Genomic DNA, 14,929 nt, shown 5'->3' with positions numbered 1-14,929 from the left:
GCGCATCTAATGAAGACTAATCTCACTTTGCCTGCATAAAGATTGCTCGAAGTCTTTGCGAGTCATAGGACCGTAGTACATTTTACCCTCAGCATAAGGAGTATCAAATTGCATTAGCCACTGCTCTTGCTCCTTGGTCTCCACTCCTGTGAGGACGGTATCAAGCCCAAGCTTTGTAGTGATCTGCATCAGCGAATGCAAAAAGGCTCTGTCTTCAGAGCTATGCTGCAGATTATCGGTAAAGGATTTATCAATCTTGATACGCTTAAAAGGGCTGTGCTTTAGGTAGCTAAAGGAAGCGTGGCCATGCCCAAAATCACACAGAGTGAGGTGCACGCCTATAGCTGACAGTTGCTCAAGAGTGGGTTGCAGGGAACCCTCATTGGCAAACAGTTGCTTCTCCGATACCTCAATTTCAAGGCAGTCCCCTGGCAAGTGTGCCGATTTGAGCCATTTCTGAAGTAGTTCAGGTAAGTCGTGAGAGGCCAACTGACAAGCGTTGAGCTTCACGGCAATACGAAAGGACGATTTAATGGCTCGCCATTGCTGTGCAATGTCGATGGATTTTTTAATGATGAAATGGCACATGGCGTCTGCGATTTCTGGTTGGTCACACAGTTGGTTGATAGACAGTTCAGACACATTGCCAAGAATAGGGTGATCCCAGCGAATGGAAGTGCTAGCACTATTCCATTGACGATTATCGAGTGCTATCTGGGGTTGGTAAAACAACTTGATAGCATCATCACGGATGGATTCCATGAAATAACTTTCCAAGCGATTTAAGCGAGTGCCTCTGTCTATTTGGTTATCATCATAAAATAAAATCCGTTTACCCGATTCTCGTGCATTTTGCATCGCTTGAAATGATTGAACGGTTAGGGCGAGGTTTTGTTGGCTGTGTTGTGGGTGACTCAAAGAAACCCCAACATAAACTTGCAAGCGAATCTTTCCGGAGGGCACATCAAAGTCCTGAGTGGTAATGTCCATTATCCGCTGAATGATGGTGTCGTAGTTCTTGCTGCTAGTGTTAGAAAGTAGAGTAAAGGCAATGTCATTTGAACGAGGCCTAGCGCACAGTTGCTTGTGGGGGCTGAGTTGTCCGAGCTTATCTTTCAATTGCTTAATGATCTGATCTAGGGTTTCCGCACCCATATCGATTTGAATGCGATGTCCGTTGCTAATGCCCAAGTAGAACACCGCGACTTCTTGGTTATAGAGATCGGCATGATTAACAATCCGGTTGGTTTCCAATTCCCATGCCTTTGCATTTAAAAGGCCACTACCTACATCGTGGTGCTGTTGATAATGCACCTCTCGTTCCAGTTGCTTTCGCTTGGTGGCTTCTTTATCGAGCTGATAACTTAGGTTAGCCAGTTCTACGGTGCGGTTTTGGATTCTCGATTGTAGATCCCGGTTAATGAGTTGCAACTTTTGGTTTTGATAGATAACGGTCAGCTGTGCTTCCACTGAGTCTTTGAACACTGATAGTAATTCACGAACGGAAATCTTAAAGTCGTTGGGTTTACTGTCTAAGATGGATAGGGTTCCAAAGGGAGTGCCATTTGGCCAATGCAGCGGAATGCCTAAGTATGACACCATGTTGTCGTCTAATGGTTCGGTGATGTTTTTCCATGTAGGGTCTTTATGTCTGTCGTTAACCACCAAAATGGAGTCTGTCTTCAGTGTAGTTTCGCAAAAGTGATGTCCGCCTAGGGCAAATGAATCGCCCATTTTGAAAGGGTTATCGGCATGGTGATTAATACAGAAAATGTCTAAGTGACTTTGATTAAGTCGATTGAGCATGGCAACGGGCACGTGCGCATATTGGGCAAGGATCTCAAGCATGTCTTGCCAAGATCCATAGATCTTGTCCGGCACCTCTAGCTTTTGCGTGTTGACTCTGGCCATTACGTAATCCGTTACCTTTACAATGAATACCAAGCGAGTGCATTAAAACTCCATCTCTTTAAGACGCGCTTTATCTTGTATAAGGATAGTCTGAATTACTCAGTTCGTTTGAAACAAAAACGGCTATCAAGTTAGATAGCCGTAAGTGGTTGAACTGTGGTCAAAGTGCGGTTACGGAGTAAGAGATTTTAGTGCTTCGAGGGAGTATTCTTGATCATAATCCACCCCGTCTATATTAAAACCGTTGAGTTGCATAAACTCAGTTTTAACCCCTTGGTAGTCTCCCAATTGCTTAAAATTAGTCTCAGTAAGCTTTGGTAGTATCTCGGCGACTTGTTGCTGAACGGAGTCTTTTAGCTCCCAATCATCCATTCGAATCAGTCGTTCGCTATCGACGATAGGCGTAGGGTAGAGCTTAGAGTTAAATAAGCGCTGCATCTGCTCAATACAGGTTTCGTGACGCCCTTGATCTTTCATCGACTTGTAGAGCGCTAGTACGTAAGGAGAGAATGTCGGAATAAAAACGCTTGCCTTGGTGACCAGCGCCTTACAAACACTGGCGTAAGCGCCACCATCAAAGGCTGAAAGCTTAAGATTTAATGCATGACTCGTTTGATGAAGATCGACCTTAGCTCTGCCTAAAGTGCCTTGATGATAGATAGCATGGGTGCATTCAGGCCCAATGTAAGAGAAGGCGATAGTCTGGCACTGCGGAGCGATAGCATCATGGTTAATAAGGAAATCAACCCAACTCTCCCAATCTTCGCCACCCATGACCTTCTGGGTGTCTATTATCTCTTGCTCAGTGGCCGGTGGCAGTTCAGATTCAAACCATGAATCGTGTTCAAAGCTAATGCTGGCGCCTTTGAGAGGCTCGCCAATTGGTTTGATAGCGGAGTGCCACATTTCATTGGAATTGGGCTTTGGCCTAACGCCCGTTGCCAGGCTATACACAATCAGATCCACCTTGCCATCAAACTCTTGTCGTATCGTGTCGATGACCTGCTGCCTAACCTTATCAGAGAAAGCATCGCCGATAATGTTGACCGCCTTAGAACCTACCATCTCAGCCTGCTGTTTGAAGAAGATGTTGTTGTACCAACCTGCACTGCCAACGCCTTTTTCTGAAGGGCCTCGTTCAAAAGACACTGCAATGGTATCTGCCTTTGCTCCGCCAAAGGTGAGTGCAATACGCGAGGCCAGTCCAAAACCAGATGAACCGCCCAGAATTAACACTCTTTTAGGACCTTCAGTGATCGCTTTTGAGCTCGTAACATACTCTATCTGATTCTTGATTGCTTGCTCGCAACCTGCGGGGTGCGCAGAGCGAGCAACGACGCCTTTGATGATGGGTTCAATTTTCATCCAATCAATTCTCTCTGTGTTAGGTGTTGAGTGTCAGGTGTTAGAAGAAAGTATGGAATCACAGTAGTGGCGACAGTTGCAGCGCGACAAATTCCGCGATCCATGGCTGAGCATTCGCCTTAGGGTGCAGACCATCTTGCATCATCAAGTCAGGGTCAGTGATGATCTCAGACAGAAAAAATGGAATTAAATCAACGCCCTTGTCTTCAGTTACGCTAGGATAGACTTGTTCAAACGATTGCGTATAGCGCTTGCCATAATTAGGCGGGACTTGTATTTGCATCACAATGACTTTAGCGCCACTTTCTTCACTGAGATCAATCAGTTTGGTTAGGTTATCTTTGATCAGTTTAGGGGGGAAACCTCGTAAACCATCATTAGCACCGAGTTCAATTAGCACGTAATCCGGGCGATGCTTGTCTAAAAGGGCTGGTAGCCTTGTTAAACCATTACCTGTGGTATCTCCAGATATGCTACCGTTAATGATTCTCATTTGATGACCGCGCTCTGAGAGCTCATCAGGCAATAGAGTAGGCCACGCCTTTTCGATAGGCATTTGATATCCTGCACTGAGGCTATCGCCAAGCACCAGTAAACTCGCGGCGTTGGCATTTATGGATAAAAATAGAAAAACAAAGGAAAGCACACGTATCATGACCACATCCGTAATTAAGGCTCAATCGGTAACTAAAACAGTCTCTACCAAACAAGAGCATTTAACAATCCTGCAGAATGTAAATTTGGATATTCATTCTGGAGAAAGTGTGGCAATTGTCGGTGCCTCCGGCGCAGGCAAGTCCACGCTAATGACGCTTCTGGCAGGGCTAGATGTCCCTAGCGAGGGTGAAGTCGAACTGCTGGGTCATGCGTTATCTGAGCTTGATGATGAGCAGCGTGCCGATTTGCGCAGCCAATATATCGGATTTGTATTCCAGAGTTTTCTTTTGATCCCAAGTCTCAGCGCCTTAGAAAACGTAACTCTGCCTTGCTTGTTAAGAGGCGAAGCCGAAGATGAGCAGCGAGCCAAAGAGCTCCTTGCCTCTGTGGGCCTAGAAAACCGTTTAGACCACCTTCCATCGCAACTCTCAGGTGGAGAGCAGCAACGAGTGGCTTTGGCGAGAGCCTTCATGTTGCATCCTCAGATCCTGTTTGCGGATGAACCTACTGGCAATCTCGACCAACACACGGCGCAGAATATTGTTGAGCAGTTATTCGCATTAAACAAGCAGCATGGTACAACCTTGATCATGGTCACCCACGACAATACGCTAGCCTCGCGCTGTGACAGAGTCTTTAGCATGCAATCGGGACATCTAGAAGGTGGCACCGTGCACAGTGAAGATACAGATTCTGCGCAACTGGCATAGGGGGCACTATGGAACAATCACAGGTTGCTACAATTCCCCAAGCCAATGCAAAGCTAAACAGACGTCTGCTTGCTTGGAGTTTTAAAGAGATTCGTCATGGTCAGTTATGGCCTATATCAGTGGCGCTGACCCTTATTATTGCGTGTGTGTTCGCATTATCAGCCTTAGCTGAGAGGATGGAGCAGGTCATCGTTAAGCAGGGTAGAGATGCCCTAACGGCTGATTTAGTATACCGCTCTGCAAACCCTGTTCCCGAAGCGCTAAATACGCAGTCATTGTCACCGGACATTGATGTCGCTTCTATGGTGAGTTTTGCCACCATGGCGTTTGGCGAAGAAGAGATGTTGCTGGTTTCCGTTAAGGCCGTTGATGATGCCTACCCATTGCGCGGCGATCTAGTCTTGGCATCTAACGAACGTACTACCTCCCATCTCAACAAGGGAGAGTTATGGCTCGAAGAGCGGGCAATGCTGGCGTTAGACGTTAAGCAGGGTGACAGTGTCACTATAGGCGATGCAGACTTTACGTTAAACGGCATGATAGAGCAGCAACCAGGGCTTAGCTTTAATCCATTCCAACAAATGCCCACAGCGCTTATACACTCTAGTGATATAGAAAGTACCGGAGCACTGCAACTGGGCTCAAGAGTGCGCTATCAGCAGTTTTTTACCGGGCCAGACGCACAGTTACAAGCCTTGAAAGATAAGGTAGAACTCTCTCCTAGTGATCGCTGGCGAGACCAAAACAGCCGCAGTCGTACCAACGATATGTTCACGCGAACGACGCAGTATCTGTCTTTGACCGTGGCGATTGTGGTGATCATGGCAGCGACCACCTTAGTATTGACCTGTCAGCATTATGTGGCAGGGCGCCGTCAAACTATTGCAATGTTAAAGAGTATAGGGGCAAGCAAGAAGTGGATAGGCCGCTGGCTTATGATTCAGGTGCTTCTTTTGTTTGTCACTGGCGTGGTGTTTGGCGTGGCTATTGGGTATGTGCTCGAGGTATTGCTGCGTGTACCGCTAGCGGATTTGCTCCCTAATCCACTTCCAAGTTACGGCGTCACTCCAATGTTGGTCGCCATCTCCAGCTGTTTCTTAATTGGTGTACCTGCTTTGGGCATCCCAATGATAAATCTGTTGAACACCTCGGCAACCAACGTGTTGCAACCTGTTGAGCAGCGTAACGGAAAAAGCTGGTGGCTAGTATTGGTGCCTATCATTCCAATGCTTGTGGTGTATGCGTCTAACACCTTAGTTTGGATAGTGTTAGCCGGCATGGCCGTACTGTTTGTGGTGCTAGCGGGTGTGGCCATGATGATTTCAAAGCTTATTGGAAAGCTGAAATTAAGCCCAGCGATGGCACTTGCGGTAAGTCGCCTTAACCGTTCATCATTGGCCAGTGGTCTGCAATTTGGCGCTTTGGCACTGTCTTTGATGCTACTCGCGATTGTATGGTTGGTTCGCACTGATCTTTTGCAAGATTGGCGAAGTACACTTCCAGAGAATGCGCCGAATGCATTTGCCATAAACATTGCTCCTTATGAGGTAGATGGATACCTGCGTCAATTAGATTCTGAAAATATAGAGCGCTCCCAAGCCTTTCCTATTATTCGTGGTCGCTTAGCCAAGATTAATGATGTAGACGCTAAGCAGGTGTCCAAAGACAATCAAGACACGGATGCGGTGAGACGAGAGCTTAATCTCACTTGGGCTAACGAACTACCCGATTACAATGAGCTGATAGAAGGTACATGGGGAAGCGACAACGGCGTCTCAGTGGAATCGGAGGTAGCCGAGGCTCTTAATCTCAGAATTGGTGATGAACTTGAGTTTGTGATCAGTGGTCAAGAGGTCAAGGCTGTGGTTAATAGCATTCGTAAGGTGGAATGGCGCGAAATGAAGCCCAATTTCTATTTTATCTTTGCGCCTCAATACGCGCCGCAAATGCCGGGTGCGTTTATGGTGTCTTACCGAATAGAGCCAGAGCATGACGCTATGATACAAGCCCTGTCCTCTCAGCATCCAACGGTGAGCTTGCTCGATATCAGAAAGATGGGCGACAAGATCCAGTCGCTGCTTTCTCAGATTATCTGGTCTATTACCGTTTTGGCAGCCCTGGGTGTAGTGGCAGGGTTATTGTTGATATTCACGCTACTGCGACTGAGTATTTCACAAAGACAGTTAGAAATACGTTTGTATCGTACGCTGGGTGCCAGCAAAAAGCGTATTTCAACCACGTTGTGGTGTGAGTATGGGTTAATGGCGCTTATCGCAGGCTTGGTGGCCAGTTTGGGCGCTGAAGCGAGCGTTAGTGGGTTGCTTTATTGGGGCTTTGATTTAACTGTCCGTATGCACCCACAGCTGTGGTTTGCACTTCCTGTGCTGACATTTGTGATTTTAGCCTTGGTGGTTAACAGTTTAATTAAGCAGTTATTGCTACCAGTAAAAAATGGTTCATTGTAGGCCGCAGGGCACAGCTTTATGAGCTGTGCCTGAACCGTTGTAAAACAACAGTAAGCCCTCAACCCTTTACCTAGTTGGGCTATGAGAAATTGTTTTGTAAAAAAGTTAACAAAATTAGGTAATATTTATCCACTAATGTTATTGCAAATCACTAGCATTCTAAGCGTATCAAGCATTTGCACCAAAATGGTTATCCACACGAATTGTGGATAACTAGTTGGATAACTCTTCGCAATAAATCCTCTAACTACGGCTTAACCTATAGCAATTCAAGGCTTCACAAACTTCGTTATTCACAATGTCGTTAGATCGGTTTTTTCGCTGAAATAGGTCAAGTATTTTTTTAAATAATTTGCGCTTTTTTATGGTGCTTCTTTTTGGAAAAATTTTAACCAGTTTTTATATTCTGAAAGACAGGTGTTTACATCTGATTGGATGAACTGAACTTTTGTTCCCGGTTTAGCTTGCGCGAGTTTAGCAAGGTCAAGCCTAGCGATAGTGCCTAGCTTATAGTATCCACCGATAGTTTGTCGTTCGCACAGCATGACTATAGGGCTGCCACTTGGTGGAACTTGCACAGCACCGAGGGCGATGGGTTCTGAGACTAGATGCTTTTTAGGGACGGAGATGGGGTTTCCTGCTAATTGATAGCCCATTTTATTGCTTTGACTGTCAACGCTATAAAGCGTTTCAAACAGGGTTTGTGTTGCATTTTGATCAAAAAGGGTATGTTGAGAACCGGGCAAAAGTCGAAGCGGTATGATCGATGTTGGTGCAAAGTCTGGGATGAACTGCGGTGCAACAGAGATTGGCTTACATTGTTTTAATGAAGGGGCAACGCAACACACTTCGTCCCCTGCTTTTAGCCCTTGTCCGTCACTGTATAGTCCACCTAAACGGTCTTTGGTTACTGTAGAGGCACTTCCATGATGTAAAGGCGCATTGATACCGGCAGGAAGGGCGATGTAATTCCTTAAGCCGGTACGTGGCATCCTAACGCTAAGGCGTTGACCTCGCTTAGCCCATACTCGGCTCCAGTTTGGCACCATAACGTCATCTAAGAAGACGTTATCAATTGCTCCTGTGACGGCAAACCAAGAATCTTGTGCAAATTCTGCTTCTAGACCGCCAAGGCTGGTTTCAATAACGGAACTCGCAAAAGGGTTTTCTAGTAGCTTATTTGCCCAATGAAAAGAGTACTCATCAGCGACCCCACCTTGGGTAATTCCTAGATGAGCGTAACCAAAGCGTCCATTGTCTTGAATGCTTGTTAGCGCATTGGTTTTAAGCAGGGTGAGTACCTTATTCACAACATGCCTCCAAGCTCAATAAACTGGCGTTTAGAGATAGCGATGAAGCGAACCTTGCCACCAGGTGACAATACAGTCATTGGCTCATGTTGTGGGTTGTATAGCTCTATGGGGGTTCTGCCAATGATATTCCAGCCACCAGGGCTTTCTTCTGGATACACAGCCGTTTGCGGGCCAGCAATAGCCACGCTGCCTTTTGGGACTCTTGGTCTAGGCGAATCTAGGCGGGGCAGTTGCAGAGACTCTGGTACTTGCGCCATAAACGCAAACCCGGGAGCAAACCCTAAGGCGTGCACTTGATATTCGGTAGAGGTGTGGATTTGTTGTAACTGCTGTAGCGACAATCCCTTCTCTTTAGAATAACGAGCCGCATCTAGTGCGACTTCCTCGCCATAATAAACCGGAATTTCAATGGTGCTTGGTGACGAAGGCACCTGATTACTACTGGGATCCAATAATAGTGACATCAGTTGTTCATGGATGAGTCTGTAATCAAACACCAGTGCAGAAAACTCGAGCAACAAAGTAGTATAAGAAGGCACACAGTTAATGGGCTTGGGCGCTAGTTTATAACGAACAATCGAAGCGAAATGGGCGATGTAACAGGGCAGAGACTCATCTATCTCATCTGAGAATCGAAGCAGTATTGCGCATTCACCCACCTGTTCAATGTATGGCTTACGGCTATGGATAAGGGTCACTTTGCTTGCTCACCAATTAAATGACGCAGATGTTGAGCAAAGGTTAGGGCGTTGCTACCGTCACCGTGAACACACAAGGTATCGGCAGCGACTTGAATCGGCGCATTATCAATACTGTTGAAGGTACTTCCGCTAATCAAAGCCTGTGCTTGCTGGTTCACTTCATCAAGGTCATTTATGACGGCGCCTTGCAGACCGCGGGAAGCAAGTTGTTTGTCTTGGGTGTAGCGTCTATCCACAAAGCCTTCGTGAATGAGAGCCACATTCGCCCGTTGTGCGATGTGTAAATAGTCTGCGTTGTCGGTTGCGAGCACCATTAACGGCAACTGCAATTGCTTAGCCGCCTCAATAACGGCTGTGAATAGCGCGATATCTTTCATCATGTCGTTATAGAGGGCACCATGGGGCTTTATATAATCGACGTCTGCCTGATGTAATCGGCATATACCCTGCAGAGCGCCTACTTGATAGAGGATAATATGGGTAACTTGAGCGCTAGTATGGGGTATAGAGCGTCTGCCAAAGCCTTGTAGATCGGCATATCCGGGATGGGCACCAATAGACACGCCATGCTCCTTAGCAAGTGCAACCGTGGCCGACATCGTATCGGGATCTGAGGCATGAAAGCCGCAGGCAATATTGGCCATATCGATAAGGGGCATGATCTGGGCATCGTTACCCATTGTCCATGCACCTAAGCTTTCGCCCATATCACAATTTAGTTTCATCCCTTCCTCTCTTGCATACGGATATCAATCCACTGACAGCAACTCTATGATGTTGTTGCGATTTATTACGTTCCACTTGTGTATTGTAAAGAATAACAATAAACCAGAGCATTTGACCAACTAAGGATTTACTCGCCGTACTTTTAAGCAGTGAAAGCACAATGGCAAATTCAAAACTTAACAAAAATGAGGTACTCTTATTTATAAATCAATCAGTTGGTAAAACTCATGAATGTACTTGTAACTGGTGGTATGGGCTATATTGGCAGCCATACCTGTATACAGCTTCTAGAAGCAGGGATGACACCTGTAATTTTTGACAACTTATATAACAGCAAGGCGAGCGTAAATCGGCGCATCAGCCTAGTTTCTGGCCAAAATGTTGAGTTCGTTGAAGGCGACATTCGAGATAAAGCACTACTCGTTAAAACAATGCAACAATACAATATCGATGCGGTTATTCACTTTGCAGGCTTGAAAGCTGTCGGTGAGTCGGTGGCTAAACCCCTCGAGTATTACGACAACAACGTCAACGGCACTCTTGTGCTGGTGGATGCGATGCGAGAGGCGGGTGTTAAGAGATTAGTGTTCTCTTCTTCTGCAACGGTTTATGGGGACCCTGCATCAGTACCTATTACCGAAGACTTCCCAACAAGCGCGACTAACCCTTATGGTCGTAGCAAGCTAATGGTAGAAGAGTGTCTTACTGATTTTCAGGCGGCGAACCCTGATTGGAGCATCACCTTACTACGCTACTTCAACCCTGTAGGCTCTCACCCAACCGGGCATTTAGGCGAAGATCCTCAAGGGATCCCGAACAACCTTATGCCATTCGTCTCTCAGGTTGCTGTGGGCCGTCGTGAATATCTGTCTGTTTTTGGTGATGACTATCCAACGCCGGATGGCACGGGCGTTCGTGACTACATTCATGTGATGGATCTGTCTGATGGTCATATTGCAGCGCTGCAGAAGGTAGGGAATGAGTCAGGTTTGCACATCTTTAACCTAGGCACAGGTAATGGTTCGAGTGTTTTGGATATGGTAAAAGCATTTGAACAAGCAAGCGGTACGACTATTGCGTACAAGATTGCACCTCGTAGACCCGGTGATATTGCCGAGTGCTGGGCGGATCCTGCCAAGGCTGAAGCGGTTCTAGGTTGGAAAGCAACGCGTACTTTGCAAGAAATGAGCGAAGATACGTGGCGCTGGCAATCGGAAAATCCGAAGGGTTACCCCGAATAATTCCGAATAACTAGATTTTTTTTTCGCCACAGGGTGTTACAATTGTTTTTAGAATTTAACGAATCTTAATAACTCTTTGATATCAGGTGGTGAAATATTATGGAACTAGCGCTAATCGTGACATTTATCGCAGCTTCAGTAGTAATGGTTACTAAAGAAATAAAAGCAAACAAGTAAGCTCGGTTTATTTTGCAATAATCCAACTTTTTGTTTTTCTTTTATTGATTGCAAAATTCCAAAGCCAACTCCATGTGAGTTGGCTTTTTCGTTTCTGTATTCCTCCCATTCTGTGTAAAATCAATAGTTTATAGCGCCTGTCATTTTTTAATCTATCTTTTCTTTCTTTGCCTTGCTTCAATATATTTGATGAAATTCAGTGACTTTATGCTTGATAGTGATTAAATAACACGAAATAAGCCTTGATAAGGAAGTCAATGATCACGCCAATCACTCTTGAAGCCATGCACATCCTCGATGCAATCGATCGTCGTGGTAGTTTTTCAGCAGCAGCAGAGGAATTAAATCGAGCGCCATCCTCCCTTAGCTACCAGATACAAAAGCTCGAACAAGAGCTGGATCTGTTTATCTTCGATCGCTCAGGCCACAGGGCTGAACTTACGCCTGCAGGAAAAATATTGTTAGAGAAGGGCAGAGTCATTCTCGCAGCTACAACAGATATGATTAATGATGCCACCAGTCTTGCAAATGGTTGGGAGCTAGATCTTACCATTGCTTTTGATGGTGTGATTCCGGTAGGACATTTTTTCCCTTTAGTTGAAAAACTGGCGAAACAAAGCAAAACACGCCTGAAACTCCAAGAAGAGATACTTGCAGGGGGGTGGGAGGCATTAGCCTACGATCGCGCTGATATTCTTGTAGCTCCAATGACGGATATCTCTATTCCCGAGGCAAAAATTGAAACAATAGGCAGCATAGGGCTAACCTGGGTGGCAGCGCCTGAACATTTTGTGCATAAGCGCGCTGGTGAATTTGATCAAGAAGCGCAATCGAACTATCGCGTCATCGCTATCGCTGACTCAGCAAGAACTAAACCTACACGCAGTATCAATGTGTTTGAAAAGCAGCAGCGCCTCACGGTAACTAACTTCGCCTCCAAGATAGAAGCTTTAGAGAGTGGTTTGGGTATAGGCACAATCCCTACGCATATTGCCAAAGCAAAAATAGAGGCAGGGCTTCTTAAGCAGATCAGTGGCAGTGAAGAGTCTGAGTTGCCGGTAATCATGGCGTGGAAGCGAAATCAGATGGGCAAGGCTAAAAGCTGGATGATTCGCAACCTGCCAAAGCAATGGAGCCTTAAATGATGGCGACCTCATTTAAGGCGTCGCTTAAGGCTCTGCGGGTGGTTTGCCTTTAAAGGGTCAGCGCCATCTCTACAACGCCTTCTTCAAAGTCTACATGGGCAGAAAACCCTAGTTTTTGTGCAAGAGTGACCATGCCCTTATTTGATGGCATGGTCATTCCTTCGATGCGAGCAATGCCCTTATCTCGACAATAATCGATGATGGCCTGCATCAGTATCCGGCCCAGTCCTTGACCTTTCATGTCTGAACGGATCAGCACAGCAAACTCTGCGCTGTTACTTCTAATATCGGTTATGGCGCGCACCACGCCGATAATTTGCGACTCTTTTTCAAGCACCAATGCCATCTCTCTGTCGTAATCAATCTGTGTCAGGTTGGCGAGAGCTTGATGATCAAACTCTCCAACATCACTAAAGAAGCGTTTATATAAATCCTCCTTGCTGACGTTATTGATGAACTGGGCGTGTAGGGGTTCATCTTCTGGTCTTATTGGGCGAAGCAAAGCCTCACTAGCGTCTTTGAGGCTAACTATTGATTCAAGCTCTATAGGGTAAGGTCGTATGGCTAAAACTCGGTTGAGGGTCTTTCCAATCTCAATGGACTGAGGCTCAAGTTTAAGGTGCTCAGAATCATCAAACGCTCCACTCAGGTGTATCGATTGGATCTCGGTCAAATCCACTATAAGTTGAGAAAATCTTACTAGGGTCTGTGTTAAAGATTCAAATTGTCCGGTGCTGACAGGAGGCAACTTCCCGCGCCTTAATGCCTTTTTAATCAGTGTTTCTGCCAGTTTCTGGTTGAGTGGCGGAAATCCTGCGACAAACTGTTTATCACAGACCTCACCCTTGTGGCCTAGCAGTATGACGGGACCAAAGGTGGCATCACATTGTAGGTGCAACGTAACATCTGTGTTTAGGCCCTGATCGGTTTCAATTTGATAGCAGTTCAGCAGCTGTGTGGTCTTATCTGTGGTAAGCGTATCGGTAGGGCTTTGAGACAAAATTTGCTTAGCCTTTAATACCGCTTCAGCCTCATGCTCGATAGAGAGCGGAGTTTCCATTAACTGAACTTGGCTTGCTCGGTAACGCACAAGATGCATAAACGCCATCACACTGCTTTCTGGAGTGCGATAGGTCGGTACGCCATGCTTTGAAAATAGGCTTCTTGCTTCTTTAGCTGAGGTTTCACCTAACCAGTTGGTGAGGAGGTTCACACGTCTTCGATGTGGGTGCTTTTGATAGATGTCGAGTAACTTAGTTGCGGTAGCGAGTGGATCAGCAATTGCTGAAGGGCTGAACATGATGAGTATTGCATCCATGTCCTTGCTGTCTAACAGCTGACTAAATGCGCGTAGCAATTTTGTGCTTTGCATATCGCCCGAGAGATCTAAGGGGTTGATGGTGCACTCGCTTGAAATCTTACCAAGTGCCGTTAATGTTTCCTCTGAGAACTCAGCCAGTTTCCCTCCTAAGTGATTGAGCACGTCGCTGGCAATGACGGCAGGGCCTGAACCATTGCTAATCATCGCTAGCCGTTTCCCCTTAAGTGGAATGGAGTGGGTAAGCGTTTCCGCAGCGGCAAACAACTCATGGGTGGAGTGCACGCGCAACAAACCACAGCGGTCAAAGGCTGAGTCATACACAATGTTGAGGGACTTGCTTCCACCATGGTGCAACATAGAAAGCTCTTTTCCTACTTGCGAGCGGGCTCCCTTAAGGACTAACACTCTCTTATTACGAGCGGCCGCACGAGCGGCTGACATAAAACGTCTAGCATCTTGAATATGCTCCACATACAAAAGAATCGCTTCTGTCTTACTGTGCATGGATAGGTAATCTATGACTTCAGAGACATTTACATCCGCCATACTGCCAATAGATACAAATGCCGAGAAGCCTATTTGCTTGTCATTGGCCCAATCGAGAACCGTGGTTGCGATTGCACCAGACTGCGAGATGAAGGCGATTTTACCCGGTTGTACGCTAACGGGCGAAAGAGAGGCATTTAGGTTAGTCCAAGGCATACAGATACCAAGACTATTCGGACCAATCATGCGTATATTGTGCTGCTTAGAGAGGCGCTTGATCTCGTTGGCGTGAGCTTCATCAAACAGCGAGTTGGCTATCAAAATAGCGGCTCTGATTCCTTTGTTATCAAGATCGTCAAACAAGGTGGTGAGGTCTTGATGGTCGATGCAGATAATGGCCAACTCTGGGATCAAAGGCAGTGATTCAAGGTTTGGGTAGCACAGCACACCTGAGACTGAGGTGTGGTTCGGATTCACCGGTAAAACGGTGCCATTAAAGCCAGAATGGAGGAGGTTATCAACTATGACCTTTCCAGGAGACATAGGTCGATTTGACGCACCGATCACGGCAATTGCATTTGGGTTAAACAGCGAATCCATCGGGCTCATACTTGTCATTCCTCTGTATGGTATCTGTTTAATTTTAAAGCTGTTTCAGCAACTAGTGTGACATTTTTAGCCACTTCAGTGGTTAAAGGCTGAAAACTGAGC

General features: G+C 46.2%; 11 protein-coding genes. 4 read left to right on the top strand and 7 right to left on the bottom strand.

The features are described from left to right. Positions 1-6: 6 nt before the first annotated feature. The 3 genes from A6E01_RS16265 to A6E01_RS16255 form a co-directional block, all read right to left on the bottom strand. Complete coding sequence (locus tag A6E01_RS16265; protein ID WP_065210724.1) at positions 7-1,911, bottom strand: sensor domain-containing diguanylate cyclase; 1,905 nt, start codon at positions 1,909-1,911, stop codon at positions 7-9. A gap of 171 nt (positions 1,912-2,082) precedes the next feature. Further along, on the bottom strand, positions 2,083-3,276 hold the full coding sequence (gene fabV, locus A6E01_RS16260) for an enoyl-ACP reductase FabV (protein WP_065210723.1): 1,194 nt from the start codon (positions 3,274-3,276) through the stop codon (positions 2,083-2,085). A 58-nt stretch (positions 3,277-3,334) separates the two neighbouring features. Then, entirely contained in the window at positions 3,335-3,931 is a 597-nt protein-coding gene (locus tag A6E01_RS16255) for an arylesterase (protein ID WP_065210722.1), read from the bottom strand. On the opposite strand from A6E01_RS16255, the gene A6E01_RS16250 reads away from it, so the two are divergent. After that, the gene (locus A6E01_RS16250) at positions 3,930-4,643 is read left to right on the top strand and encodes an ABC transporter ATP-binding protein (protein WP_065210721.1); all 714 of its coding nucleotides are present in this window, start codon (positions 3,930-3,932) and stop codon (positions 4,641-4,643) included. The genes A6E01_RS16255 and A6E01_RS16250 overlap by 2 nt on opposite strands. 8 nt (positions 4,644-4,651) lie before the next feature. After that, positions 4,652-7,108 carry an ABC transporter permease gene (locus A6E01_RS16245; protein WP_065210720.1) on the top strand — a complete coding sequence of 819 codons (2,457 nt, stop codon included), beginning with the start codon at positions 4,652-4,654 and terminating at the stop codon, positions 7,106-7,108. Positions 7,109-7,470: 362 nt separating this feature from the next. Here A6E01_RS16245 and A6E01_RS16240 read toward each other — a convergent pair whose 3' ends face one another. Genes A6E01_RS16240 through A6E01_RS16230 form a run of 3 tightly spaced genes read right to left on the bottom strand, consistent with a single transcriptional unit; the run spans position 7,471 to position 9,847 of the window. Continuing rightward, positions 7,471-8,418: a 5-oxoprolinase subunit C family protein gene (locus tag A6E01_RS16240; RefSeq protein WP_065210719.1), complete on the bottom strand. Its 948-nt coding sequence runs from the start codon at positions 8,416-8,418 to the stop codon at positions 7,471-7,473. Beyond that, on the bottom strand, positions 8,415-9,119 hold the full coding sequence (pxpB, locus tag A6E01_RS16235) for a 5-oxoprolinase subunit PxpB (protein WP_017029926.1): 705 nt from the start codon (positions 9,117-9,119) through the stop codon (positions 8,415-8,417). Before pxpB ends, A6E01_RS16240 begins: the two co-directional genes overlap by 4 nt. After that, positions 9,116-9,847 carry a 5-oxoprolinase subunit PxpA gene (locus tag A6E01_RS16230; RefSeq protein WP_065210718.1) on the bottom strand — a complete coding sequence of 244 codons (732 nt, stop codon included), beginning with the start codon at positions 9,845-9,847 and terminating at the stop codon, positions 9,116-9,118. The genes pxpB and A6E01_RS16230 overlap by 4 nt, the downstream gene beginning before the upstream one ends. A gap of 228 nt (positions 9,848-10,075) precedes the next feature. On the opposite strand from A6E01_RS16230, the gene galE reads away from it, so the two are divergent. Both galE and A6E01_RS16220 read left to right on the top strand, forming a co-directional pair. After that, positions 10,076-11,089, top strand: coding sequence for a UDP-glucose 4-epimerase GalE (gene galE / locus A6E01_RS16225; protein ID WP_017029928.1), 1,014 nt, complete (start codon positions 10,076-10,078; stop codon positions 11,087-11,089). 434 nt (positions 11,090-11,523) lie between these two features. Next, positions 11,524-12,411 carry a LysR family transcriptional regulator gene (locus A6E01_RS16220; RefSeq protein WP_017029929.1) on the top strand — a complete coding sequence of 296 codons (888 nt, stop codon included), beginning with the start codon at positions 11,524-11,526 and terminating at the stop codon, positions 12,409-12,411. 49 nt (positions 12,412-12,460) lie between these two features. Here the strand turns inward: A6E01_RS16220 and A6E01_RS16215 are convergent, their stop codons facing one another. Beyond that, on the bottom strand, positions 12,461-14,827 hold the full coding sequence (locus A6E01_RS16215; RefSeq protein ID WP_017029930.1) for a bifunctional acetate--CoA ligase family protein/GNAT family N-acetyltransferase: 2,367 nt from the start codon (positions 14,825-14,827) through the stop codon (positions 12,461-12,463). Positions 14,828-14,929 lie beyond the last annotated feature (102 nt).

Origin of the sequence: Vibrio breoganii, from assembly GCF_001677275.1 — a bacterium.
Taxonomy (GTDB): domain Bacteria; phylum Pseudomonadota; class Gammaproteobacteria; order Enterobacterales; family Vibrionaceae; genus Vibrio; species Vibrio breoganii.
The sequence above is the reverse complement of the archived record's forward strand: the minus strand, read 5'-3'. Positions and strand labels throughout refer to the sequence as shown.